The organism is Nocardioides sp. URHA0020, assembly GCF_000620705.1.
In the GTDB taxonomy this organism is placed as follows: Bacteria; Actinomycetota; Actinomycetes; order Propionibacteriales; family Nocardioidaceae; genus Nocardioides.
Window position 1 is genome coordinate 27,226 of record NZ_KK211166.1, and the last position, 24,326, is coordinate 51,551.

Here is a 24,326-nt window from a genome sequence, read left to right on the forward strand (position 1 = left end):
CATCTCCTTTTCGTCCGCCGCTGCCCGGGTGGCAGGATGCTTCGCATGCCTGGAACCAACCTGACCAGGGACGAGGCCGCCACCCGCGCCGCCCTCCTGGACGTCACGTCGTACTCCATCGACCTGGACCTCACGACGGGCGACACGACCTTCGGCTCGACCACCACGATCCGGTTCACGTCGACCGAGACCGGCGCGGAGACCTTCGCCGACCTCGTCGACGCGACCATCCACGAGATCACCCTCAACGGCGTCGCGATCGACCCGGCGACGGCGTACGCCGACAGCCGGATCACGCTGACCGGCCTGCAGGCCGACAACGAGCTCGTCGTCCGCGCGGACTGCACCTACTCGCGCACCGGCGAGGGCCTGCACCGCTTCGTCGACCCCGCCGACGACCGGGTCTACCTCTACTCGCAGTTCGAGGTGCCCGACGCCCGCCGCGTCTACACCACCTTCGAGCAGCCCGACCTGAAGGCGCCGTTCACCTTCCACGTGACCGCACCCGACCACTGGAAGGTCATCTCCAACTCCCCGTCGCCGGAGTCCGAGGCGCTCGACGCCGGCCGCGCGATCTGGCGCTTCGCACCGACCAAGCCGCTCTCGACGTACGTGACCGCCATCGTGGCGGGCGAGTACCACGAGGTCCAGCACACGTACGCCGGCAAGCACGGCGACATCCCGCTCGGCCACTACTGCCGCCAGTCGCTGGCCGAGTTCCTCGACGTGGAGGAGCTGGTGAAGGTCACCGAGCAGGGCTTCTCGTTCTTCGAGGACGCCTTCGACTACCCCTACCCGTTCGGCAAGTACGACCAGCTCTACGTGCCGGAGTACAACATGGGCGCGATGGAGAACGCGGGCTGCGTGACGCTGCGCGACGAGTACCTCCCGCGCAGCCGCCAGGACCGGATGTTCTACGCCTTCCGGGTCGAGGTCATCCTCCACGAGATGGCCCACATGTGGTTCGGCGACCTCGTGACCATGCGCTGGTGGGACGACCTGTGGCTCAACGAGTCCTTCGCGGAGTGGGCGTGCTACCACGCCGCCGCCGAGGTCACCGAGTTCGACGACGCCTGGACCGGCTTCGCCAACGTCCGCAAGAACTGGGCCTACCGTCAGGACCAGCTGCCCAGCACCCACCCGATCGCGGCCGACAACGTCGACCTGCAGGCGGTCGAGGTCAACTTCGACGGCATCACCTACGCCAAGGGCGCCTCGGTGCTCAAGCAGCTGGTGGCCTGGGTCGGGCTCGACAACTTCCTCGAGGGCGTGCGCGCCTACTTCAAGACCCACGCGTTCGGGAACTCCGAGTTCTCCGACCTCCTCGGCGCGCTCGAGACGGCCTCCGGTCGCGACCTCGAGTCGTGGGCCCAGGAGTGGCTGCAGACCTCGGGGGTCAACACCCTCGCCGCCCAGTTCGAGCTGGACGCCGACGGCAGCTACACGTCGTTCGCGGTGCGCCAGACGGCGGCCGAGGACTTCCCGACGCTGCGCCGGCACCGGCTCGCCATCGGCCTGTACGACGAGGTCGACGGCCACCTGGTCCGGCGCACGTCGCTGGAGACCGACGTCGACGGCGAGCTGACCGAGGTCGCGGAGCTCGTGGGCGCCCGCCAGCCCGACCTGCTCCTGCTCAACGACGGTGACCTCGCCTACGCGAAGATCCGGCTCGACCCGCGCTCGCTGGCCACCGTGGTCGGCGGCCTGGCCACGCTGGACGACTCCCTCGCCCGCGCCCTGTGCTGGGGTGCCGCGTGGGACATGACCCGCGACGCCGAGATGAGCGCGACCGACTTCGTCACCCTGGTGCTCAGCGCCATCGCGACCGAGACGGACGCCTCCGGCGTCAGCCGGATCCCGACGTACGCCGCCCTGGCCGTCACGCAGTACTCCGCACCGGGGCACCGTGCGGAGCTGCGCGCGACTTGGGAGCAGGGCCTGCGCCGACTCCTCGAGGAGGCGGCTGCGGGCAGCGACCACCAGCTGTCGTTCGCCCGGGCGTACGCCGCCGCGGCGCACAGCGACGCCGCCCTCGACGACCTCGCCGGGCTGCTCGACGGCTCGCTGGTCTTCGACGGCCTGGCGGTCGACACCGACCTGCGCTGGACGATCCTCAACGGGCTGGCCAAGAACGGCCGCGCCGACGCGGACCGGATCGCCGCCGAGCTCGAGCGCGACAACACCAACTCCGGCCAGGAGCACGCCGCCGCGGCCCGCGCACTGCGGCCCACGGCCGAGGCGAAGGCCGAGGCGTGGGAGATCGCGATGGTGCGCGACGACGTGGCCAACGAGACCCAGCGCAGCGTCGTCCTCGCCTTCCAGGCCTACGGCCAGGACGAGGTGCTGGCGCCGTACGTCGAGAAGTACCTCGCCGCCGCCGACACCCTGTGGGAGGAGCGCGGCACCCAGCGCGCGTCGACCGCACTGGAGTTCATCTTCCCCAAGCAGCTGGCGAGCAAGGAGCTCCTCGACCGCGTCGACGCGTGGCTGGAGACCTCGTCGGCCAACCCGGCCGCCAAGCGCTACGTGCGCGAGGGCCGGGCCGACGTCGCTCGCGCCCTCGCCGCCCAGGCCAGGGACGAGCAGGGCAGCGGCGCCTGAGCGACAGGCGCGTCGGACTGCCGTAGGACGACAACAGGGCGGTGACCACGAAGGTCACCGCCCTGTTGCTGCGTCGGGGTCGCGGATCAGTCGGCGTGCAGGGTGTCCGGAGCGCGCGCGTGGTCGGCGAGCATCTGGATCCCGCGGCGGAGCCCGCCGACCAGGTCACCGGACTCGAACGACGACTGCATCTGCAGCGTGGTGAGCTCGACCTCCTGGTCGGTGATGTTGCGCCGCACGGTGCCGCCGGTGACGATCTCGAGCACCCGCGCGGCCGGGTCGAGCATGATCAGGATGCTGCGCGAGGGAGCGACCAGCGAGTTGTGCAGTTGCGTGGCGAAGGCGCGCGGGTCGGTGCCCGAGCGGCCGACGAAGACGCTGAACTCGAAGCGCGAGACCTGCTCGGCGCCGCGGATCGCCTCGTCGATCTGGAACCGCTCCGCGGTGTTGAACTCACCAACGCCCACTTGCGCCACCGGCCTTCGACTCATCGTTGTCCGGGGCGGGCAGCGCGGCGGTGCCCTTGCTCGGTCCGCCGAACCACTGGTCCTGGGTCGCCTGGCCGCCCGGCGTGAACCGCTCGCCCTTGATGACGCCCGGGATCACGACCAGCGCGGTGATGACCAGGAAGAGCAGCAGCGGCACCCCGACCAGGAGCAGCACGGCCTCCCACGGGTCGACCGCTGCGGGGTCGCTCCAGCCCTCCGGCACGTCCGCACCGGCGGGACCGCCGGCGACCACGACGAGCGCCCCCGCGAGGAGGACGGCAGAGGTACGACGGGCGTGGCGGGCGAGCTTCGTGGTCACGGACGGAATCGTATCCGGTCGGATGCGTCACACGCCCCACGGGACCGGGCCGGCCCCACTCGTACGACGTGGACCGGTGCGGTAGACATGGGGCCCATGCTTGGCTTCGACGACACGTCCTGCGACACCTCCGACGCGCTCTGCAAGACCGTCTTCGGCTGGACCGACAACCAGAGGCTCGCCAACGTCTCCGACATCGTCATCGGCAAGCCGCTCGCCCTGCTGTGGCTGCTGGTCCTCTTCCTGGTCGTCCGCTGGCTCCTGCACCGCGTGCTCGACCGGCTCGTCGAGCGCGCGGAGGACGGCGTGCTGCCCGACCGGATGAGCCGGTTCGGCTCCCGCGGGAGGGCCGCGGAGGCCCGCGACCTTGCGACCACGAACCGCCGGGTCCAGCGCGCCAAGACCATGGGCGACCTGCTCAAGAGCATCATCACCGGGCTCCTGATCGCGGTCTTCGGCACGATGGCGCTCAGCGAGCTCGGGGTCAACATCGCCCCGATCATCGCCTCCGCCGGCATCATCGGGCTCGCGCTCGGCTTCGGCGCGCAGTCCCTGGTGAAGGACTTCCTCTCCGGCATCTTCATGATCTTCGAGGACCAGTACGGCGTGGGCGACGTGATCGACGTCGGGGCGGCCAGCGGCACGGTGGAGGCGGTCAGCCTGCGCGTGACGCGGCTCCGCGACCTCAACGGCACCGTCTGGTACGTCCCCAACGGCGAGATCCTGCGCGTGGGCAACATGAGCCAGAACTGGTCGCGCGCCGTCGTGGACGTCAACGTCGGCTACCAGGAGGACCTCGCCCGGGTGGAGCGCGTGCTGCGCGACGTGGCGCACGACCTGTGGGCCGACGACGACTACCGCGGGCTCATCATCGAGGAGCCGGAGGTCACCGGCGTGGAGATGTTCACCGCGGACGGCGTCACCCTCCGGGTGCTGATCAAGACCGCGCCGATGGAGCAGTGGGGCGTCGCCCGGACGCTGCGCCAGCGGATCAAGGCCCGCCTCGACCACGAGGGCATCGAGATCGCGCTCCCCCAGCGGGTCGTGTGGCACCGCGACCAGCCCACCCCGGACCAGGCACCGGAGACGCCGACGGGCTCCTCCCCCGCAGGGGAGAAGCCCGTCGCCGGATCCTGACTAGGCCAGGGACGCCTCGAGCTTGATCGGCACGGCGGCGAGCGCCTGGCTGACCGGGCAGCCGACCTTGGCGGCCTCGGCCGCGGCGACGAAGTCCTCGTTGCTCAGACCCTCGACGACGGCCTTGACCGTCAGGCGGATCTCGGTGATGCCGGTGCCCGGGACGAAGTCCACGGCCGCGCTGGTGTCCAGCGAGGTCGCCGGCGTACCGGCCTTGGCCAGGCCGTTGGACAGCGCCATCGAGAAGCACGACGAGTGCGCGGCGGCGATCAGCTCCTCGGGGCTCGTCTTGCCGTTGGCCTCCTCGGCGCGGGAGGCCCAGGAGACGTCGTACGTGCCGGTGCCGGAGGACTCCAGCGTGACCTTGCCGGCGCCCTCGAAGAGGGTGCCTTCCCAGTGCGTGCTGGCGTTGCGGGTCGTAGCCATGTGCGGATCACTCCTCGTGCGTCGCTCGAAAGGACTCGGTGCCAGCGAGTCTGGCACGCCGGTGTCGAGCGGTCACCGGGGCCTCGTCACAATGGACGGGTGACGACCTTCTACGACGAGATCGGCGGTTTCGAGACGTTCCGGCGGATCGTCGCGAGGTTCTACGAGGGTGTTGCCGAGGACCCGGTCCTGCGGCCGCTCTACCCCGAGGAGGACCTCGGGCCGGCCGAGGAGCGCTTCCTGCTGTTCCTGGTGCAGTACTGGGGCGGCCCCACGACGTACTCCGAGAGCCGCGGCCACCCGCGCCTGCGGATGCGCCACGCTCCGTTCGCGGTGACGCCGGAGACCAAGGAGCACTGGCTCCTGCACTTCCGGGCCGGGCTCGACGAGGTCGCCCTGACGCCCGAGCAGGACGAGCAGTTCTGGGACTACGTGACGCACGCGGCCCAGTTCATGGTCAACACGCTCGAGTGAGCGCGCCGCCCGGGACCGGCGCGCCGGCTCAGGCCGGCTGAAGGGCCCGCAGCCGGTCGAGGTAGATCTCGGGCGGGACGGTCGAGCGCTGGGTCGCCTGGTCGAAGAAGACGATGGTCACCCGGCCCCGGGCGAGCGTGACGTCGCCGTCGCCGATGACCGACTCGATGGTCGCGGAGCGCTGGCCGATGCGGGCGATCCAGGAGCGGGCGGCGTACGGCTCGGGCCGGAAGAGGATCGGCACCCGGTAGTCGACGTCGGTCTGCGCCACGACGAGGGTGATCGGCTCGAGGCCCGCCCAGAGCTCGGCGAAGCCGGAGATGCGGGCCTCCTGGAAGTACTCGAAGTACTTCACGTTGTTGACGTGCCCGTAGATGTCGACGTCCGAGAAGCGGACGTGCACCGGGTAGGACAGCGCCGGCTCCGGGAGCTCGCGCGGGAACCTCGGCCGGGGCGTCGGCGCCTCCGGCTCGAGGAAGCGACCGAGCATCTCGCGCTCCTGGTCGTTGACCCGGCGCGGTGTCTCGGTGGTGAAGACGTACGGCGTGAGCATCGTCTTGGCCCGCGCGTAGACCTGCCGCGTGCCGTCGGGCTCCTCGTGGAAGACCTCGTAGGCCACCGTGAACGACGCGGCTCGGATCTGGGTCACCCACGCCTCGATGCTGACGGGCCGAGAGCCGAAGCTCAGCGGCGCGACGTAGGTCACCTCGTGGCGGACCACGACGGTGCCCTCGGTCAGCATCCCCGAGTGGGCCGCAGGTGAGTGGGTGCGGAGCATGTCGACGCGGGCCTCTTGGAGGTAGTCCACGTAGACGACGTTGTTGATGTGCCCGAGCTGGTCCATGTCGGCCCAGCGCAGCGGGCACTCGTAGCGGTGTCGCACGCCCCGATGGTGCCAGAGATCAGCTGGTGAGGCTGAAGCTGCCGTAGTGCGAGCGGACCGACTCGTGGCGGGCCAGGCGGGCGCGGCGGTTGGTGACGACGAACTGACCGACGGCGGCGATGGAGACCAGCGCGGTGGCGGCGGCGACGACCAGGAACGCGATCGAGAGAGCGAAGAGCGTGGTGCTGACGACAGTCATGACGACTCCTTCTACAGACGTAGGATCTCTACTTCTGTAGAAACTACAACTGTAGAAGGATCGCGGCAAGCCCTCGCGGTAGTGTCTCCAGTCACAGCCCCCGAGAAGGACCTCATGTCGCACGCCACCACCGACGCCAGCTCCGAGACCAGCTCGGCCGCCGCTGCGTGCGCACCGCTGTCACCCCGCCGCCGCACGCTGCTCGACGCGGCCCTGCACGTGATCGCCGACGAGGGCCTCAAGGGCCTGACCCACCGCGCCGTCGACCGCCGCGCGGGCCTGCCGGAGGGCAGCTGCTCGGCGTACTGGCGCACGCGCAGCGCGCTGGAGGCGGCCCTGACCGAGTACGTCGCCGCCTCGCTGCTCGCGGACGTCGACGGGCTCACCGCGCAGATCGACGTCTGCCCCGAGGACGACGAGCAGGCGGCCGTGTCGGCCACCCTGGAGCTGTTCCTGCGCTGGCTCGACCAGCGCGAGCTGCTCGTGGCCCGGCTCGAGCTCACGATGGCCGCCACCCGCGACCCCGACCTCGCCCAGCTGCTGGCCGACCACCGGGCCCGGCTGATCGCGATCGTCGAGGAGATCATGACGGCCACCGGCAAGGAGCAGGGAGCGGCCCGCGCCGAGGCGCTGGTGGCGTCGTACGACGGGATCCTCCTGTCGGCGCTGCTGCAGCCGGCGCCCGCCAGGCGGGACTTCCTGGCCCGGTCGCTCGAGCTGCTCGGCACGTCGCTCGCCGGCGCCGCGGAGTAGTGACGAACGCCGCACCGGGCGCCGGTAGAACACGGTCTACTCTGGCTTGCGCAGCAGCACCAACCCCTGGAAACGGAGTGTTCCCATGCCCGAGGCAGTCATCGTGTCCGCCGCTCGTTCCCCGATCGGACGGGCCAACAAGGGGTCGCTGACCGAGTTCCGACCCGACGACCTCACGGCGTTCATCGTGAAGACAGCGCTGGACAAGATCCCGGAGCTCGACCCGAGCACGATCGACGACCACTACCTCGGCTGCGGCCTGCCGGGCGGCGAGTCCGGTAACAACCTGGCCCGCGTGGTCAACGTCCTCAACGGCCTGGACGACGTGCCCGGCGCGACCATCACCCGCTACTGCTCGTCCTCGGTGCAGACCACGCGGATGGCGTTCCACGCGATCAAGGCCGGCGAGGGCGACGTCTTCATCTCCTCCGGCGTCGAGACCGTGTCCCGCTTCGCGAAGGGCACCTCGGACCACTGGCCCGACACCCACAACCACGCCTTCGACGACGCCAAGGCGCGCACCGACAAGCAGGCCCAGGGCGGCGTGGACTGGAGCGACCCGCGCGAGAGCGGCCAGGTCCCCGACGTCTACATCGCGATGGGCCAGACGGCCGAGAACGTCGCCCGGCTCCGCGGCCTGAGCCGCCAGGAGCTCGACGAGTTCGGCGTCCGCTCGCAGAACCTCGCCGAGAAGGCCATCGCCGACGGCTTCTGGGCCCGCGAGATCACGCCGGTCACCACGCCCAGCGGCACCGTCGTGACCGCCGACGACGGGCCCCGCGCCGGCGTCACCTACGACGGCATCAAGGACCTCAAGCCGGTCTTCCGACCCGACGGCGTCGTCACCGCCGGCAACTGCTGCGGTCTCAACGACGGTGCTGCGGCCGTCATCATCATGTCCGACACCAAGGCCGCCGAGCTCGGCCTCACGCCGCTGGCCCGGATCGTCTCCACCGGCGTCTCGGGGCTGTCGCCCGAGATCATGGGCCTCGGTCCGATCGAGGCCACCAAGAACGCGCTCAAGTACGCCGGCATGAGCATCGGCGACATCGACCTGGTCGAGATCAACGAGGCGTTCGCCGCCCAGGTCGTCCCGTCGTACCAGGAGCTGGGCATCGACCTGGACCGCCTGAACGTCAACGGCGGCGCGATCGCGGTCGGTCACCCCTTCGGCATGACCGGCGCCCGGCTGCAGAACACGCTGCTGAACTCGCTGGACTGGCACGACAAGACCACCGGTCTCATCACGATGTGCGTGGGCGGCGGCCAGGGCATGGCCCTGATCCTCGAGCGTCTCTGACGCTCACCGCTCGAACCCGTCGAACGCCTGGCCGCGGAACGCGGCCAGGCGTTCTGCCTGCTCGGCCACGCCCGCCGGGACCGGACCGCCGTCCCACACCGTCACCGCGACCTGGAGTCTCCTGCCCTTGCTGCGCGGGCGCCACGAGCCGATCAGCTCCCCGCCGGCGAGCACCCCGCCCGGACGCCCCAGGGTGCGCCAGAGGTCCGGGCGCGCCGAGGCGTCGGGCACGACGAGCTCCCGGTCGCGTCCCTGCAGGAAGAGGTCGAACGGGCCGAGCAGGCGCAGGTACGCACGGACCGGGTCGAGGTGCACCAGCGCAGGTAGGGCTCGCCGAGACGGGCGGTGAGGGCGCCCGACATGTCGCCCTTGACGACCGGCTCGGTGGCGACGTCGCGCATCACCCCGGCGATGTGGTCGAGCGCGTCGAGCACCGGTATCCCGGCCTGCTTCAACGGCCGGGAAGCATCGAAGATCCGCTTGGCGGCGTCGGCCTCGCTCCACGGCGCCACGGCCGCCGCCACCTGCGCGGCCTCGGATCGCCGGTAGGCGTGCGGTGCACCGCGCAGGGTCCAAGCGAGGAACAGGTCGTCGTCGGACATGCGCACCGCGGATCTCGAGCGCCCAGCCCGCCCCTTGGGGACCGGAGTCCTGGGCACCCACGCGTAGCACGCTGGCGTCGCGGTGCTGACCGCCCCGCGCCAGCTGCTGGGCAGCGATCCGGAACCGGAGCACCGACTCGCGCGAAACCCGCGTGGCCTCCATGGCCCCATCCTCCATCACCGCGGCAGCACTCCCCTTACACTGCCCGAGTGACCGACTCGGGTGACGGCCAGACCAGATGGTTGGACCAGGATGAGCAGCGCTCGTGGCGCGCGCTGCTGATGGGGATGACCCTGCTCCTCGACCGCCTTGACGACGACCTCCGCCGCAACTGCGACCTGTCCCTCGTGGAGTACGAGATCCTCGTGCGGCTCTCCGAGCGCGAGGGCCGCCAGATGCGGATGGCCCAGCTCGCCGACGCACTCGCCCACAGCCGCAGCCGGGTGACCCACACGGTCACCCGGATGGAGCGGTCGGGCCTGATCACCCGCAGCAGCTCGCCGGAGGACGGCCGCGGGGTCGTCGCCAGCATGACCGACAAGGGCTACGACCTGATCGAGCGGATGGCCCCGATCCACGTCAACGGCGTGCGCGAGCACCTCGTCGACCTCGCCAGCCGCGAGGACTTCGCCGCGCTGGGCCGGGTCATGGACGCGGTCTCGGACAACCTGGTGGCCGCGCATCCCGAGATGGAGATGCGCGCGGACGCCCCCTGAACGGACGAGGGCGGCGACCCGGAGGTCACCGCCCTGCGTCAGCTCGGATGCATGCTGGATCAGTCGCGGGTCAGGCGACGGTGCGTGACCCGGTGCGGCCGGGCGGCCTCGATGCCGAGGCGCTCGACCTTGTTCTCCTCGTACGCCGCGAAGTTGCCCTCGAACCAGAACCACTTCGCCGTGTCCTCGTCGTCGCCCTCCCAGGCGAGGATGTGGGTGGCGACGCGGTCCAGGAACCACCGGTCGTGCGAGGTGACCACGGCGCAGCCGGGGAAGTCGAGGATCGCGTCCTCGAGCGACGACAGCGTCTCGACGTCCAGGTCGTTGGTGGGCTCGTCGAGCAGCAGCAGGTTGCCGCCCATCTTCAGGGTCAGCGCCAGGTTGAGGCGGTTGCGCTCACCACCGGAGAGCACCCCGGCCTTCTTCTGCTGGTCCGGGCCCTTGAAGCCGAACGACGCGACGTAGGCGCGCGAGTTCATCTCGAAGTTGGCGACCTTGATGAAGTCGAGTCCGTCGGAGACGACCTCCCAGACGTTCTTGTTCGGGTCGATGCCGCCGCGGCTCTGGTCGACGTACGACAGCTTCACCGTCGTGCCCACCTTGAGCTCGCCCCCGTCCGGCTCCTCGCCGCCGGTGATCATCCGGAAGAGCGTCGTCTTGCCGACGCCGTTGGGCCCGATCACGCCGACGATGCCGGCACGGGGCAGGCTGAACGTCAGGTCGTGCATGAGGGTGCGACCCTCGAAGCCCTTGGACAGACCGGTGGCCTGGAGGACGATGTCGCCGAGTCGCGGGCCGGCCGGGATGTTGATCTCGGAGGTGTCGATCTTGCGCATCCGGTCGGCCTCGGCCGCCATCTCCTCGTAGCGCGCGAGACGCGAGCGGCTCTTGGTCTGCCGCGCCTTGGCGTTGGAGCGGACCCACTCCAGCTCCTTCTCCAGCATCTTGGCGCGCTTGGCGTCCTTCTGGCCCTCGATCTTCAGCCGGTCGCGCTTCGTCTCGAGGTACGTGGAGTAGTTGCCCTCGTACGGATGGGTCTGGCCGCGGTCGAGCTCGAGGATCCACTCGGCGACGTTGTCCAGGAAGTACCGGTCGTGGGTGATCGCCAGGACGGCGCCCGGGTAGTCCTTGAGGTGACCCTCGAGCCACTGCACGGACTCTGCGTCCAGGTGGTTGGTGGGCTCGTCGAGGAGCAGCAGGTCGGGCTGCTGCAGGAGCAGCTTGCACAGCGCGACCCGGCGCCGCTCACCACCGGAGAGGTTGTCGACGATCGCGTCCGGCGGCGGGCAGCGCAGCGCGTCCATCGCCTGGTCGAGCCGGCTGTCGAGGTCCCAGACGTTGGCGGCGTCGAGCTCGGTCTGCAGGTCTCCGGCCTCGGTCGCGACTTTGTCCTGGTCGGCGTCCGGGTCGCCCATCATCATGTAGAGCTCGTCGAGACGGGCCATCTTCGCCTTCGTCTCGGCGACGGCCTCCTCGACGTTCTCGAGCACGGTCTTGCCCTCGGTGAGCGGCGGCTCCTGCTGGAGCATGCCGACCGTGGCGGCCGGGTCGAGGATCGCGTCGCCGTTGTTGGCCTTGTCGAGACCGGCCATGATCTTGAACAACGACGACTTGCCGGTGCCGTTGGGGCCGACGACACCGATCTTCGCCCCGTGCAGGAAGGAGAGAGTCACGTTGTCGAGGACGACCTTGTCGCCGTGGGCCTTGCGCACATTGCGCAGGGTGAACACATATTCCGCCATGGTCCGAGCCTAGTTGCCCGCCGGGCTTGAGACCTGATCGGGGGCCGACGGCGTCTGTAGGGTGACGGCCTCCACCGGGGAGGCCGGTGAACGCTCACGGAGGGCACGTGCGTCGATCCGACCGCACCGACGACGAGTTCGCGGAGTTCGTGACCGCCCGCTCACCGCAGCTCTATCGCAGCGCCTACCTGCTCACGACCTCGTCGCACGCCGCCGAGGACCTGGTGCAGACCGCCCTGGCCAAGACGTACGCCGCGTGGTGGCGGGTGCGGTCGGCGGACGACCCCGTCGCCTACGTGCACGGCGTGCTGGTGAAGTCCTTCCTCTCCGAGCGACGGCGGAAGAGCTCCCGCGAGCTGCCGATCGCGTCGGCGCCGGAGCGGGCGAGCACCGACGCCGACCCGACCGAACGGGCGGCGCTCCTGGCGGCGCTCGCCGAGCTCGGCGCCATCGACCGAGCCGTGGTGGTGCTCCGCTTCTGGGAGGACCGCAGCGTCAGCCAGACCGCGGTCCAGCTCCACCTCACCGAGGCTGCGGTGAAGAACCGCAGCCTCCGCGCCCTGCGCTCGTTGCGCGGCCTGCTCGCCGAACCCTCCTCCCACTCGAACGGAAGCGCGCGATGACCGATCTCGACTCCGGCGCCGACCTGCACGACCTGATGGACCGCGCCCTCACCGGCGTGTCCACCCCCACCGACCGTCTGCGCGAAGGTGCGCTGCACCAGGGCCGACCGCTGCGGCGCCGCCGGCGCGTGGTCACCGGGATCGCGAGCATGGCCGTCGTGGCTGCCACGGCCGCCGTGATGGTGCCGATCGTGGGTGGCGACGGTCCGACACCAGGCACGGTGGCCACGGACCCGTCGCCGAAGCCACAGCCGAAGGCTCCGGACGACTTCGTGGCCCACCCCGGCTGGTGGGACATGCCGGTCAGCGACATGCGGACGCGCCTGGTCGGGCTGCTCCCCGCGGACGTCGAGATCGCGTCGTACGCCAGGACCAACACCGAGCACGGCCCCGGCGAGAGCTCGGCCTGGTCCGGAGTCTTCACCGGGACGCTGCGCAACTCGGCAGCCACGGGGCCCGGCAGCATCGAGATCATGCTGACCGAGCTGCCCCAGGATCCCGCGGCACTCGCGGACGTCCGCACCCAGCACCTCAGCTGCGACCTGAGCGACTGGGACCTCCGCGACCTGACGACACCGGTGCACTGCGAGCTCGGCGACCGGCGCGGCGGGCTCCCCCACCAGCGGACGATCAGCTTCACCAACAACGGGATCAGCTACGCCGAGGTCCGACGGTGGGACGGCGACGGCGAGATCTACGCCGCCGTCGCGAACTCGACGCAGCGCAAGTGGGGTCCCCCGGCGTCCGCCGCCCGACCGCCGCTGACGGTGGCTGAGCTGACCGCGGTCGCCGAGAGCCCGTCCTGGGTCAGCGAGTAGCTATGCGGCCTCCTCGCCCGTCACCTGCTCGGCCGGCGGTGCCTGCGTCTCGGGCTGGCTCCGGGTGAAGGCGGACGTGCCCCGGCTCAGGTCGTGACCGACGTGGACGGCGTCGATCTCGAAGCTGAGCACCTCCACGTCGTTGGCGTTGACGAACGTGCGCGTCTCGAGCCGGCCGTGCACGACGACCGGGTCCCCTCGGCGCAGCGAGGTGGCGCAGTTCTCGGCCAGGGCCCGCCAGGCGGTCACGGTGTACCACTGGGTCAGGCCGTTGGACCAGGTGTCGGTCCGGCGGTGGTACCTGCGCGGGGTGCAGGCGAGCCGGAAGCTCGCGACCGGCACGTCGGCGGCGTGGCGCAGGGTCACATCGGCGCCGAGCCAGCCGCGAACGGTGATGGTGCAGTCGGACATCTCTGTCTCCTTGTCTGGATCCGGGTGGGACGGATCGAGACTCCGCTGCCGCGCCGACAGCGCGGCGACGGGCGGGACCGAGCTGGGGACGACCAGGTCGCAGACCGTCCCTGTGGAGGGAAGGTGGCCCGGACCCGGCGGGACGGAGGCGCTACGCGCGGGCGCGGGCCAGGCCGTCACGGACGGCGCCGTACGCCGCGAGCTCGGCCTCGACCGGCTCGATGACCAGCTCGTGGGTGACGCCGTTGACGCCCTCGCGCAGGCCGTGGTCCGCCCGGCTCGCGCGACCGCGCGCCATCCGGCTCACGAGCACCCGACAGACGATCGCGAGCACCAGCCCCAGCACGAGGCCACCACCCAGCAGCACGAGGGAGAGGGCGGTGCCGCCCACCGACGGGGTGTCGGCGTCCTGGAGCTTGCCCGTGCCGAGCAGGAAGGCGGTCCACCCCAGTCCCGCGACGGCCGTCAGCAGCAGCAGCCACTGCAGCACGCGCACCAGGCCGACCCAGACGGGGAGGCGGGCGACGCCGAGGTCGGTCTCGGCCAGGGCCTGGTCGAGACGGTCGCCCAGGAGGTCCAGGCGCGAGCCGGCGGCACGGCGTACGGCAGCGACCCAGGCGGGTGTCATGTCGTGGGTGAGCCGGTCCGAGAAGGAGCGCACCTCGTCGTCGACCCGCGCGCGCTGCACCTGGGTGGCCTCGGGGAGAGCGGCACGCGTGCGACCGCTGAGCCGGCGGCCGTCCTCACCGAGGTCGAGGTCCAGCCGCTTGAGCGGGTCGGAGCGGAGGCCGGAGAGCAGGGTCACGACGGGCCAGCCGGTCGCCCGGTTACCCCGGGTGCGCAGCGAGCGCTCGAGCGCCTCGACGACGACCGGCACGCCGGCGGCGTCGGCGAAGGCGTCGTCGAGCGCGACGACCTGACCCGGCTCGACCACGCGGGTCGGCACGTCACCGGTGGCCTCGGCGAGGCGCGTGGCCACGTCGCGGATGTCAGCGTCGATCCGACCGCGGGTCGCGCGCTTCTCGGCGGACCGGCGCGCGATCTCGGCTCGCAGCTCGGGGATCCCCACGCCCTTCCGGGCGCTGATCGGCAGCACCGGCACCCGGTCGAGGCCGTCCTCGTCCAGCAGCCGGCGGATGTCGTCGAGCATCGCTTGGCGACGCTCCTCGGGCACGGTGTCGATGTGGTTGAGCACCACGAGCATGACGTCCTGCTGCTCGGCCGACGGCTTCAGGTAGCGGTCGTGGATCGCGGCGTCGGCGTACTTCTGCGGGTCCACGACCCACACCAGCAGGTCGGCGAGCGAGACGAGTCGGTCGACCTCGAGGTGGTGCGCGACCTCGGTGGAGTCGTGGTCCGGCAGGTCGAGCAGCACGACGCCGTCGAGCTCGGCCTGCTCGTCGCGCCCCATGTCGAGCATGGAGTCGCGGGTGGTCTGGTGGCGGGGCGCGATCCCGAGCCACTCCAGGAGCTCCTCGGCTCCCTCGCGGCCCCACACGCACGCGGTCGCCCACGACGTGGTCGGACGACGTACGCCGACGGCGGAGAGCTCGAGCCCGGTCAGCGCGTTGAAGGTGGAGGACTTGCCGGAGCCGGTGGCGCCGGCGATGCCGACGACGGTGTGGGTCGCCGACAGCCGCAGCCGTCCGGCGGCGCGGTCCACCACACCAGCGGCGTCGTCGACCAGCCCGTCGTCGAGGCGACCGCGCGCGGCCGTGGCTGCGCCGTCGAGGCCGTCGATGCGGGCGCCGATGTCGGTACCGCGGGTGACCAACCGGTCGGTCCCCTCGAGCAAGGACGTCATCTTCTCCCTCGACCTGCCCGGAGCAGGCGGCGTTGCCTTCGTACAGTGCATGACCACCCTAGGGCCTGGACGCCCGGGTGGCTGGATCAGGGCACGGGTTCCTCGTCCGGACGGGCCTGCTCGTAGCGCCGGTCATCGACGCGACGAGCCGCCCGGCGCACCTGCTGACCGGCTCCTTCGTCGAGTCCCAGGGCGTCGAGCAGTCCGAGCGCGCGGGCCTCCTCCGCCACCAGGAGCGTGCCGATGCGACGCTCGAGATCGGCCCGGCCGCGCGCGACCAGCGAGCGGGCGTGCTCGGCGCCGAAGACCGCGTCGAGCAGGGTGCGCCCGACCTCGGCGCCGCTCGCGGCGCCCGCCGGCGCGGTGTCGGCGAGGACGCAGACCGCGAGCGTCACGGCGAGACCGCGGGCGCCGTACGCCAGGTAGCGGGAGGTACGGCGCTCGCCGTCGTCGGACTTGACCAGCTCGGTCAGCTGCTGCTGCCAGGCCCGGACCTCACCCTCGACCCCGCGGCGCAGGCCGCCGGAGGCACGGGAGAGGTCGACGTCGGCCACCGCGAGGACCGGTCCGGCGGTCCCGAGCTCGGCCCAGCGGGCCGCCGTCGTGGCGGCGGCACCCTCGGCGTGGTCGATGACCATCAGCTCGACGGCCGACTCCATCGCGACGGCCACGCGCTCGGCCTGCTGCCCCGAGCCCTTCACCGCGTTGACGACCCGGTCCCGGATCAGCCCGACACGGCCCTCGAGCGAGCGCAGCAGCTCGCCGTTGCCGGCGTACTCCCGCCAGCGCACCGCGACCTCGCCGCGCAGCAACGAGCCGTCCGAGACCGCAGCGACGGCGGCGGTCTGAGCGGCGGCGTACGCCGTCGTGACCGCCTCGCGCAGCGCGACCGCGGCGTCGAGCTGGTGGCCGTGGCCGTCGGCGATGACGTGGGCCTGGCGGGCGATCGAGCGGACCGTCCCGTCGAGGGTCTGGCGTACGACGGCCGACCGCGCGCCCTCGTCGTTGGCGAGCGACTCCAGCCAGGCGCGGACCTCGGCGACCGAGCTCGCGTCGAGCAGCCCGTCGGGCGAGACCGGCCCCTCGGCGACGGTGAAGAGCGGCGAGTCCTTGAGGCCGCGGCTCGCGAGCATCCGGGCCAGGTGGGCCGCGACGGTGCGGACGTCGCCCGCCGGCGTCCGGTCGAGCACGATCGCCACCGAGGTCGAGCGCTCGGCCGCGCGCTTGAGGTGCTCCCACGGGACCTGGTCGGAGTAGCGCGCCGCCGAGGTGACGAAGAGCCACAGGTCGGCCGCCGCGAGGAGCTGGGTGGCGAGGGAGCGGTTGGCCTCCTCCACCGAGTCGACGTCGGGTGCGTCGAGGATCGCGAGGCCGGGCGGGAGCGTGTCCGAGGCGACCAGCTGGAGCGAGTTCCGGTCGTCGGTCGACGCGGAGACGCGCACGAGCTCGGGCAGCAGCCGGTCCTGGCCGAACCAGTGGGTGTCGTCGGGGTGGTGCACCAGCACGGCCGAGCGGGTCGTGGGACGCAGCAGGCCGGGTGCGGTGACCCGACGGCCGACCAGCGAGTTCACCAGCGTCGACTTGCCGGCTCCCGTCGAGCCGCCGACGACGGCGAGCAACGGCGCCTCCACCGTCATCTGCCGCGGCAGCACGTAGTCCTCGAGCTGGCTGATCAGCTGCTCACGGCTCGTCCGCAGCTCCGCGGCACCCGGGACGTCGAGCGAGAAGGGGGCGGCCTGCAGCGCGTCGTGGAGCTGCACGAGCGCGGTCAGCATGCGCGAGTCGTGGTCGGGAGTGACCGTCATCTGGTCGGTACCACCTGTCCGGGGAAGGCGATCGACGGCCGGAGCGCGTCGATCCTCTGGAGGAACTGCTGGCCGCGGGCCGCGTAGTCGGGTGGCGGCGTGCCTCGCAGGTAACGGTAGTGGAGAAAGCCGAGCTCGATGGTCGCCTGCTGATAGTCACGCATCGCGCGCTCACCGTCGCGACCGCCGCGCTCGCGCGCGTACGCCCGGCTGCGCCGCCGCGCCGACAGGTCCACGACCCAGCCGATGTCGGTCGCCGGCACCAGTCCACGGCTCGCGGCGTCGGCGAGGGCGGCCGCCAGCATCCGGCGCTCGGACCGGCGCGACCACACGGCCAGGCTGACGACGGCGACCAGGGCCGGCGCCATCAGCACGACGTAGGCGACGGCGAAGCTGCCGAAGCCGTACGAGGTCGAGATGTTCCACACGGCGTGGGCCACGACCGCGCACAGGTAGCCCCCCAGCGGCCACAGCACCCGGCCGCGCCCGGTGCGGGCGTTGACCGCGAGCCCGACGCCGATCCCGGTGAAGGTGGTGAAGAGCGGGTGGGCGAACGGGCTGACCAGGCACCGGACGACGAACGTCGCCGTCACCGCCTGGGTGCCGCCCGGACCCATCCCGTCGGTGCCGTTGTACGCGGCTGCGAGGTAGAGGATGTTCTCGGTGAAGGCGAAGCCGACACCGACCATCCCGGCGTACACGATCCCGTCGAGCACGCCGTCGAGCTCGGCGCGGCGCCACCAGAGCAGCAGCAGGAGGAAGAGCCCCTTGCAGGCCTCCTCGGTCACCGGGGCCACCACCCCGAGGGTCTGCCGGTCGGTGAAGCCGGCCACCAGCCCGCCCAGGCCCTGGAGCAGGATCGCGGCCGCGGTCGCCACGAAGCAGCCCCACAGCAGTCCGGCCGCGAGCAGCGTGCGGGGCTCCGGCTCGTAGCGGTCCAGCCAGAGGTAGCACGCGATCACCGGACCCACCGGCACGGCCGCCAGCAGGGTCGCCAGGGCGATGCTCGCCGGTGCCCCCGACAACGCGACGACCGCGAGGATGACGAGGGCTCCGACACCCACCAGGACCGTCACCACCACCGTGAACGCGACCGACGAGGCGGCGCTGACACGGCGGGTTCCGGGCATGGTGGCAGCCTATCGGGGCCCGTCCTGACCTCGGGAAACGCGGCGTAGAGTGACCGGGTGAGCGAGAACGAGACCGGCACCGAGCCCAAGACCGAATCGCACGACCCGGCCGTCCCGGCGGCGTACGCCGCGTTCATGCGTCAGGGCTGGGGCGAGCGCGAGCTCGACCTCCCCGTCGCTGAGGTCGCCGCCCCGGCCGCGAAGCGCCGACAGCGGCTCGCCGACGCGTTCCCGGGCGAGCGACTCGTGCTCCCGGCCGGCACCTACAAGGTGCGCGCCTACGACACCGACTACCGCTTCCGGCCCGACACCGCTCACACCTACTTCTCCGGCAACCAGACCAGTGACGCCGTGCTCGTCATCGATGACGGTGAGTCCGTGCTCTACGCGCGCCCCCGCTCCTCCCGCGACACCGACGAGTTCTTCCGCGACCGTCAGTACGGCGAGCTGTGGGCCGGTCGTCGTCCGTCGCTGAAGGAGATGTCGGACTCGCTCGGGCTCGAGGTGCGCCACATCGACGCGCTTCCGTCCTTCGACGACGACCGCAAGACCCGCCGGCTCACCACGGACACCGAGCTGGCGCGGGTCGCCTCCGAGCTGCGTCTGATCAAGGACGACTGGGAGGTCGGCCAGCTGCAGGAGGCGTGCGACATCACCACCCTCGGCTTCGAGGACGTGGTGCGCGAGTGGGACCGGGTCCTGGAGTACGGCGAGCGCTGGGTCGAGGGCACCTTCTTCCGCCGCGCCCGCGCGATGGGCAACGACATCGGCTACGACTCGATCGTGGGCGGCGGCAAGCACGCGACCACGCTGCACTGGATCGACAACACCGGTCCGATGACCCCCGGCGAGCTGGTGCTCCTCGACATGGGGGTCGAGAACACCTCGCTCTACACCGCCGACGTCACCCGCACGCTGCCGGTCAACGGCCGGTTCACCGACCTGCAGCGCGAGCTGTACGACCTCGTCCACGCCGCCCAGCAGGCCGGCATCGACGCGATCCGTCCGGGCGCGACCTTCCGGGTCGGCCACAACGCCGCGATGGACGTCCTCGCGCACGGCCTGGAGGACCTCGGGCTGCTGCCCGTCTCCGCCGAGGAGGCACTCGATCCCGAGAGCCGCGTCTACGCCCGCTGGACCCTGCACGGCACCAGCCACATGCTCGGCATGGACGTGCACGACTGCGGCCAGGCCGCACCGGAGGCGTACGCCGAGGGCACCCTGGCCGAGGGCATGGTCCTGACCGTCGAGCCCGGGCTGTACTTCCAGGAGGACGACCTCCTGGTCCCCGAGGAGCTGCGCGGCATCGGCATCCGGATCGAGGACGACCTGCTGGTCACCGCCGAGGGCTCCACCAACCTCTCCGCCGCACTGCCCCGCACCTCGAGCGACGTCGAGGAGTGGATGGGCCGCCTGCGCGGCTGATCCGGCGCGGCCGCGGCGCTCAGTCGGCTCTCAGGCCTGCCTGGGACCCTGAGTCATGGCCGACCACGCTCTCTCGCCCCGCGCGCACGCCTTCCTCTCCCGCATCGAGGAGTGGTCGAACGCCGGACCCGTGCGCGCGGTCGTGGTCAAGGTCCTCGTCACGGTCGGCGGCCCACTCGTCATCGCCGCCGGTGTCGCCATGCTCGTGCTTCCCGGGCCGGGCCTGGTCGTCATCGCCCTGGGCTTCGCGCTCCTGGCCCTCGAGTACGCCTGGGCCCGCCACGCGCTGGCGCTCCTGGGCCACGGGCTGTCCCGGCTCCGCGCGGTCGTCTTCCCCCGCGACGGCTCTCGCGCCCGCCGACTCGTCGGCCTGGTCGCCACCGCCGGCTTCCTGGTCGCCACGACCGCCCTGACCTCGGCCGTCACCGCCCTGATCGGCACCCAGGCCCTCGCCTGACCGCAGGTCACCGCGCGAGCGGAGCCCCCGCTGGTTGAGGTGCGAGGCGCCCCGGCGGAGCCCCCGCTGGTTCAGGTGCGAGGCGCCCCGGCGGAGCCCCCGCCGGTTGAGGTGCGAGGCGCCCCAGCGGAGCCCCCGCTGGTTGAGGTGCGAGGCGCCCCAGCGCCGAGCCTCGAAACCCCCGCAGCCCTCCGCAGACCTCAGTTCGTCGGGAGCAGCGGACCCGGCCAGGGCGTCGACTTCGCCATCGTCAGCGCTCGGCTCAGCAGGAACGGGTCAGCCTGGTTGTAGAGCCACGGGCGGCCGAACCAGACGAACCCGTCGACGTACCTCTTGGCCACCGTCCGGGTCGCCTGCGACATCCCCCACCGGGCGTTCGCGACGCGCACGGTCGGCGGGATGCCAAGCGTGACGCACCGCGTCTGGGTCTTCGTCCGGCAGACGCGGGCGTTGTCCTTGAGGTCGGTCTTGGTCGCCGGGATCATGTCGCCCCACATCGTCGGCCGGCCGCTCTTGGCGGTGTCGATGATGAAGTGCTTCGTGCCGTAGCCGTCGCGGCGCAGCGCGGCGACGATCCTCGCGCCGTGCGCGATGTTGTCGGCCGGCCCGGTGTAGTGCGTGGAGTCCAGCGCGAACCCGCGGGCGTACCGGATCCCGGTCCGCTTCAGGATCCCCGCGCAGCGCTCGGGGTTGGCGCCCTTGTCGTTCTCACACCAGTCAGCGGCGCCCGCGTCGATGTAGACGCTGGTCCGACGCAGGGCGGAGAGCGTCTTCGTCGCGTAGGTCAGCAGCCGGGACTTCACGGCGAGGTCGGGGACGCACCACAGGAAGGGACCGTCGGGCTGCATGACCACGAGCGTCGGGGTGTCGCCGATGCCGGCCGCCAGCTCCTTGATCCACCTGCGGTAGCTCACCCGCTCGGCGTCGGTCGACCGGCGTCCGCACGCCTCGTGCTCCCACGGCTCCATCCGGAAGACGGTGATCTGGACGAGCTTGCGCGGGTCGCCGGCCTGTGAGGAGGCGATGTACTTGCGGACCGACGAGCGGATCTTGGAGTCGGGCACGAACCCGCCGTACCACTTGGCCTTCGGCCGGAGCGCGATCGTCGCCAGCATCCGGTGCCGCTTGCCCGTCGAGGCGAGGTACGGCACGGAGGCCTGGTCCTGCGGACCCTGGTAGACCCCCCAGACGCGTCGGGCCAGCGGGTTCCACCTGTTCTCGGCGTACGGCGCCTCGGCGCGCTGCCACACCTCGCGGACCGGCACCAGTGCCGTCCGGTCGGCGGCGGTCACCCGGTGCTGCTGCGCGGCCTGCGAGGCCTCGGCCGCCGGGTGGGACCCACCCGTGAGGAGGGCTACCAGCCCGAGCGCGAGCGCGGCCACGACGGCCCGTCTCAGGTGGAGGTGCCAGGAAGGGGAGGCAAGGTTCATCGACTGTCGTCCGCGCGGTCGCGCGGCTCCTCTCAGATCAGCAGGGCCGGACGCCGGGTCGTCCGCACCAAGGGTTCATGGTGCCGTCCGAGTGACGTCCACGTTCACCGATCGGCAGATGTGCCACCGAGATGAGGCGACAGGCCATTTCCGGAGCCAGCCGACAACCTGGGGCACGTGATGACTATCCTTGCGCGCAGGTCCTCATCGACCTCCGGCCTCCGTAGCTCAGCTGGATAGAGCAGCGGCCTTCTAATCCGCTGGTCGCAGGTTCGAGTCCTGCCGGGGGCGCCGCAGCGAGCAGCTGGGGTCCGTACTTAGTGCCTCGTACTCATGCCCGCAGGCAACGCTGCGTGGGTCAATGAGCGCCATGCCCCGCTACGCAGATCCCTTCGGCTGCCCCGACTGCAGCGCCCGACTCCCCGTCGACGTCACCCGCTGCCCGGCCTGTCGCCTCGACCTCCGCAACCCGCTCGCCGGTCAGCTGCTGCAGACGTTGCGGACGGCCGACGACCTGCTGGCCCGGTTGCGGGTCGAGTCGGCGGTGCAGCCGCCCGCCGGTGCGGCGACCGAGCGGACGCCGTACCCGGCCCCGACACCTCCTCCCGCGCAGCCGCGCGGCATCAGCGGAGCGTCGGTGCCGCGGATCCTGCTCGGCCTCGGCGCCCTGTGCCTGCTCGTTGCCGCGGTGATCTTCCTCGCCGTCGCCTTGACGTGGCTCGGCATCGGCGGTCGTACGGCGGTGCTCGTCGGCCTGACCCTGGTCAGCGGCGGCCTCGGCGGGGTGCTCGGCCGGCGGGGGCTGCGGGTGGCCGCCGAGGCGCTCACCACCGTGTCGTTGGGACTGCTGGCGCTCGACGTGATCGGCGCCGACAATGCGGGCTGGCTCGGCGATCTCGGCACCGGACCGCTCGTGGCCGTCACCAGCGCGGTGGTGCTGACGGCGGCGCTGGCGCTCGGCGTGACCGGCCGACTCGGTGCGCCGCAGCTCGTCGCCGCGGGCGCCGTCTCCGGCATCGGCTTCGGTGCCCTCGGGACGAGTGACCGGTGGCAGCTGATCGCCACGGTGGTCGTGGTCGGGTACGCCGCCCTCGCGGTCGTGGCCCGTCCCGGCTGGCTCCGGGTCCTGCGCGTCGCCGCCGTCGTCGGCGGCAGCACCTGGTGGGTCGGCCTCACCGTCTCCGCCCTGGGCGAGGCGACCGCGGAGGCCACCTGGCGGGCACTGTGGGTGACCGGCCACGGTTACCCGCTCCTGGCGGCATCCGTGATGGTGCTGCTCCCCCTCCTGGTCGACCGGACCCACCGGCCGGTCGTCACCGGCCTCCTCGCGAGCGCGACCGCCCTGCTCACGATCACCGTGGCGGTGCCGGCGGTGGACGAGAGTGCCACGACGATCGCCCTGGTCGGTCTGGCGGTCCTCGGGTTCTGGACGGTCGGCGCGGTCGCCGCACCGAGGGGCTGGCGGGTCGTCGCCCTGGTCCCGCTCGTGCTGGGCGCGGCGCCCGTTGCCGCGGTCGCCGTCGCGCTGGCCATCGCGGCCGGGGCCAACGCCTTCGACACCGTGCCGCCCTTCACCGGCACCATCACCCTCCGGCTGAGCGACCCCGTCCCCGTCGCCGCGCCCGCCCTCCTCACCCTCGGCGTCGCCGCGCTCGCTGCCGTGACGATCGCGCTCGGCCAGCGCTCGCTCAGCGTGCTGGTGACCTGCGGCGCTGCGGTCGGGGTCAGCCTGGTGGGCACGATGGCGCTCTACCCCGTGCCGCTCTGGAGCATCACGGCCGCCCTCGCCGTGGTCGGCGCGCTGCTGGTCGCGGACGCCGTACGCCGCACCGACCGGGGCGGTGCGCTCGAGACCGCCGCCGGTGGCGCCGTGCTGCTGGCCTCCACGGCCGTCGCGCTGCCCAGCGCGGGCCTGACGGCACTGGTCGCAGCGGTGCTCGTGCTGGCGGCTGCGGCCGTCCGGTGGTGCGGGGTCTTTGACGAGGCAGAGGTCGCCGGCGGCCTCGTCCTGCCGCTCGCCGCGGGTGGGCTGATCTGGTCCGTGCTCGCCGCCGGTGACGTGTCCACCGCGTGGCGGGGGCTCCCGGTCATGGTCGTCGTCGGGCTGCTGGCGATCGTGCTGCCGAGGCCGGAGATCGAGCTCGGTGCCGCGCTGGCGATGACCGTCGCCGCCACCGCCGCGATCGCGACGTCGACGGACGAGGTCACGGCGCTGGCGATCCACCTCACGCTCGCCGGTGCTCTGGTCACCGCCAGCGCGCTGATCCACGCCGACCGGCGGTCCCTCGGCTGGCCGGGCGCGGTGCTGCTGGCGGCAGCGACCTGGGTCCGGCTCGCGGACCTCGGTGTCGAGGCGCCCGAGGCCTACACCCTCCCCAGCGCCGCGACGCTGCTGGTCCTGGGCCTGGTCCGCCTGCACCGCGACCCCACCACGCCGACCGTGCGGGCCCTGGGTCCCGGGCTGGCGCTGGCCACCGTGCCGTCGCTGCTCTGGGTGCTGGTCGATCCGGTCTCCGTGCGTGCCGTGCTGCTCGGTGCCGGCTGCCTGGTGCTCGTGCTGGTCGGAGCCCAGCAGCGCTGGAGCTGCCCGATCGTCGTCGGCGCGACGGTCGGCGCGCTGCTCGTGCTGCGCGAGCTGGCGCCGTACGCCGCCGCCGTGCCGCAGTGGGTCCTGATCGGGATCGCGGGCACGCTGCTCACCGTCGTCGGGATCACGTGGGAGCACCGGATGCGCGACGTGCGCTCCGCCGCCGGCTACCTGCGCCGGCTGCAGTGAGCGTCG

General features: G+C 72.0%; 23 protein-coding genes, 1 tRNA gene and 1 pseudogene. 12 read left to right on the plus strand and 13 right to left on the minus strand.

The annotated features are described in order from the left end of the window. The first annotated feature begins 45 nt into the window (after window positions 1-45). Complete coding sequence (pepN, locus tag N542_RS0104475; protein ID WP_036506463.1) at window positions 46-2,601, plus strand: aminopeptidase N; 2,556 nt, start codon at window positions 46-48, stop codon at window positions 2,599-2,601. 86 nt (window positions 2,602-2,687) lie between these two features. Here the strand turns inward: pepN and N542_RS0104480 are convergent, their stop codons facing one another. Continuing rightward, on the minus strand, window positions 2,688-3,068 hold the full coding sequence (locus N542_RS0104480) for a DUF5130 family protein (RefSeq protein ID WP_051551396.1): 381 nt from the start codon (window positions 3,066-3,068) through the stop codon (window positions 2,688-2,690). Further along, a complete protein-coding gene (locus N542_RS0104485) occupies window positions 3,055-3,408 on the minus strand; it encodes a hypothetical protein (RefSeq protein ID WP_028642904.1) in 354 nt (117 codons plus the stop codon). The genes N542_RS0104480 and N542_RS0104485 overlap by 14 nt, the downstream gene beginning before the upstream one ends. A gap of 96 nt (window positions 3,409-3,504) precedes the next feature. On the opposite strand from N542_RS0104485, the gene N542_RS23375 reads away from it, so the two are divergent. Next, on the plus strand, window positions 3,505-4,545 hold the full coding sequence (locus tag N542_RS23375) for a mechanosensitive ion channel family protein (protein WP_231482446.1): 1,041 nt from the start codon (window positions 3,505-3,507) through the stop codon (window positions 4,543-4,545). Here the strand turns inward: N542_RS23375 and N542_RS0104495 are convergent, their stop codons facing one another. Beyond that, a complete protein-coding gene (locus N542_RS0104495; protein WP_028642905.1) occupies window positions 4,546-4,971 on the minus strand; it encodes an OsmC family peroxiredoxin in 426 nt (141 codons plus the stop codon). Between the two features lie 99 nt (window positions 4,972-5,070). On the opposite strand from N542_RS0104495, the gene N542_RS0104500 reads away from it, so the two are divergent. Next, the gene (locus tag N542_RS0104500; protein ID WP_028642906.1) at window positions 5,071-5,445 is read left to right on the plus strand and encodes a globin; all 375 of its coding nucleotides are present in this window, start codon (window positions 5,071-5,073) and stop codon (window positions 5,443-5,445) included. Between the two features lie 28 nt (window positions 5,446-5,473). Here N542_RS0104500 and N542_RS0104505 read toward each other — a convergent pair whose 3' ends face one another. Together N542_RS0104505 and N542_RS0104510 are read right to left on the minus strand one after the other, a co-directional pair. Beyond that, entirely contained in the window at window positions 5,474-6,328 is an 855-nt protein-coding gene (locus N542_RS0104505; protein ID WP_028642907.1) for an acyl-CoA thioesterase, read from the minus strand. Window positions 6,329-6,347: 19 nt separating this feature from the next. Continuing rightward, window positions 6,348-6,527 (minus strand): hypothetical protein, encoded by a 180-nt coding sequence (locus tag N542_RS0104510; RefSeq protein WP_028642908.1) that lies wholly within the window; start codon window positions 6,525-6,527, stop codon window positions 6,348-6,350. A 114-nt stretch (window positions 6,528-6,641) separates the two neighbouring features. Here N542_RS0104510 and N542_RS26370 point away from each other — a divergent pair, with 114 nt between their 5' ends. Both N542_RS26370 and N542_RS0104520 read left to right on the plus strand, forming a co-directional pair. Continuing rightward, window positions 6,642-7,280, plus strand: a complete 639-nt coding sequence (locus N542_RS26370) for a TetR/AcrR family transcriptional regulator (RefSeq protein WP_051551397.1) — start codon at window positions 6,642-6,644, stop codon at window positions 7,278-7,280. Window positions 7,281-7,365: 85 nt separating this feature from the next. Further along, on the plus strand, window positions 7,366-8,580 hold the full coding sequence (locus N542_RS0104520; RefSeq protein ID WP_028642909.1) for an acetyl-CoA C-acetyltransferase: 1,215 nt from the start codon (window positions 7,366-7,368) through the stop codon (window positions 8,578-8,580). Window positions 8,581-8,583: 3 nt separating this feature from the next. Here the strand turns inward: N542_RS0104520 and N542_RS27755 are convergent, their stop codons facing one another. Together N542_RS27755 and N542_RS28415 are read right to left on the minus strand one after the other, a co-directional pair. Next, on the minus strand, window positions 8,584-8,895 hold the full coding sequence (locus N542_RS27755) for a DNA glycosylase AlkZ-like family protein (protein ID WP_028642910.1): 312 nt from the start codon (window positions 8,893-8,895) through the stop codon (window positions 8,584-8,586). 23 nt (window positions 8,896-8,918) lie between these two features. Then, window positions 8,919-9,353, minus strand: a pseudogene (locus N542_RS28415) (DNA glycosylase AlkZ-like family protein); the annotation flags it as partial. Window positions 9,354-9,392: 39 nt separating this feature from the next. Here N542_RS28415 and N542_RS0104535 point away from each other — a divergent pair. Next, on the plus strand, window positions 9,393-9,899 hold the full coding sequence (locus tag N542_RS0104535; protein ID WP_028642912.1) for a MarR family winged helix-turn-helix transcriptional regulator: 507 nt from the start codon (window positions 9,393-9,395) through the stop codon (window positions 9,897-9,899). A gap of 59 nt (window positions 9,900-9,958) precedes the next feature. Here the strand turns inward: N542_RS0104535 and ettA are convergent, their stop codons facing one another. Next, window positions 9,959-11,641: an energy-dependent translational throttle protein EttA gene (gene ettA / locus N542_RS0104540; RefSeq protein WP_028642913.1), complete on the minus strand. Its 1,683-nt coding sequence runs from the start codon at window positions 11,639-11,641 to the stop codon at window positions 9,959-9,961. A gap of 107 nt (window positions 11,642-11,748) precedes the next feature. Between ettA and N542_RS0104545 the strand changes: the two genes are divergently transcribed. Beyond that, complete coding sequence (locus N542_RS0104545; RefSeq protein WP_028642914.1) at window positions 11,749-12,264, plus strand: SigE family RNA polymerase sigma factor; 516 nt, start codon at window positions 11,749-11,751, stop codon at window positions 12,262-12,264. Then, window positions 12,261-13,082 (plus strand): hypothetical protein, encoded by an 822-nt coding sequence (locus tag N542_RS0104550; protein ID WP_028642915.1) that lies wholly within the window; start codon window positions 12,261-12,263, stop codon window positions 13,080-13,082. The genes N542_RS0104545 and N542_RS0104550 overlap by 4 nt, the downstream gene beginning before the upstream one ends. Here N542_RS0104550 and N542_RS23385 read toward each other — a convergent pair whose 3' ends face one another. The 4 genes from N542_RS23385 to N542_RS0104570 all read right to left on the minus strand — a co-directional run bounded on the left by N542_RS23385 (window position 13,083) and on the right by N542_RS0104570 (window position 18,232). Next, window positions 13,083-13,493 (minus strand): single-stranded DNA-binding protein, encoded by a 411-nt coding sequence (locus N542_RS23385; protein ID WP_051551398.1) that lies wholly within the window; start codon window positions 13,491-13,493, stop codon window positions 13,083-13,085. Between the two features lie 151 nt (window positions 13,494-13,644). Then, window positions 13,645-15,297, minus strand: a complete 1,653-nt coding sequence (locus N542_RS0104560) for a GTPase (RefSeq protein WP_051551399.1) — start codon at window positions 15,295-15,297, stop codon at window positions 13,645-13,647. An 86-nt stretch (window positions 15,298-15,383) separates the two neighbouring features. Then, window positions 15,384-17,102 (minus strand): dynamin family protein, encoded by a 1,719-nt coding sequence (locus tag N542_RS0104565; RefSeq protein ID WP_028642917.1) that lies wholly within the window; start codon window positions 17,100-17,102, stop codon window positions 15,384-15,386. After that, window positions 17,099-18,232 carry a PrsW family intramembrane metalloprotease gene (locus N542_RS0104570; RefSeq protein ID WP_028642918.1) on the minus strand — a complete coding sequence of 378 codons (1,134 nt, stop codon included), beginning with the start codon at window positions 18,230-18,232 and terminating at the stop codon, window positions 17,099-17,101. Before N542_RS0104570 ends, N542_RS0104565 begins: the two co-directional genes overlap by 4 nt. A gap of 57 nt (window positions 18,233-18,289) precedes the next feature. Here N542_RS0104570 and N542_RS0104575 point away from each other — a divergent pair, with 57 nt between their 5' ends. Both N542_RS0104575 and N542_RS27385 read left to right on the plus strand, forming a co-directional pair. Then, window positions 18,290-19,657 carry an aminopeptidase P family protein gene (locus tag N542_RS0104575; protein ID WP_028642919.1) on the plus strand — a complete coding sequence of 456 codons (1,368 nt, stop codon included), beginning with the start codon at window positions 18,290-18,292 and terminating at the stop codon, window positions 19,655-19,657. 55 nt (window positions 19,658-19,712) lie between these two features. Beyond that, a complete protein-coding gene (locus tag N542_RS27385) occupies window positions 19,713-20,114 on the plus strand; it encodes a PGPGW domain-containing protein (RefSeq protein WP_036506468.1) in 402 nt (133 codons plus the stop codon). Between the two features lie 200 nt (window positions 20,115-20,314). On the opposite strand, the gene N542_RS0104585 is transcribed toward N542_RS27385, so the two are convergent. Beyond that, window positions 20,315-21,544: a glycoside hydrolase family 6 protein gene (locus N542_RS0104585; RefSeq protein WP_081795014.1), complete on the minus strand. Its 1,230-nt coding sequence runs from the start codon at window positions 21,542-21,544 to the stop codon at window positions 20,315-20,317. A gap of 217 nt (window positions 21,545-21,761) precedes the next feature. Here N542_RS0104585 and N542_RS0104590 point away from each other — a divergent pair. After that, window positions 21,762-21,835, plus strand: a tRNA-Arg gene (locus N542_RS0104590). A gap of 79 nt (window positions 21,836-21,914) precedes the next feature. Continuing rightward, window positions 21,915-24,320, plus strand: a complete 2,406-nt coding sequence (locus N542_RS0104595; RefSeq protein WP_028642921.1) for an SCO7613 C-terminal domain-containing membrane protein — start codon at window positions 21,915-21,917, stop codon at window positions 24,318-24,320. The last annotated feature ends 6 nt before the right edge of the window (window positions 24,321-24,326 follow it).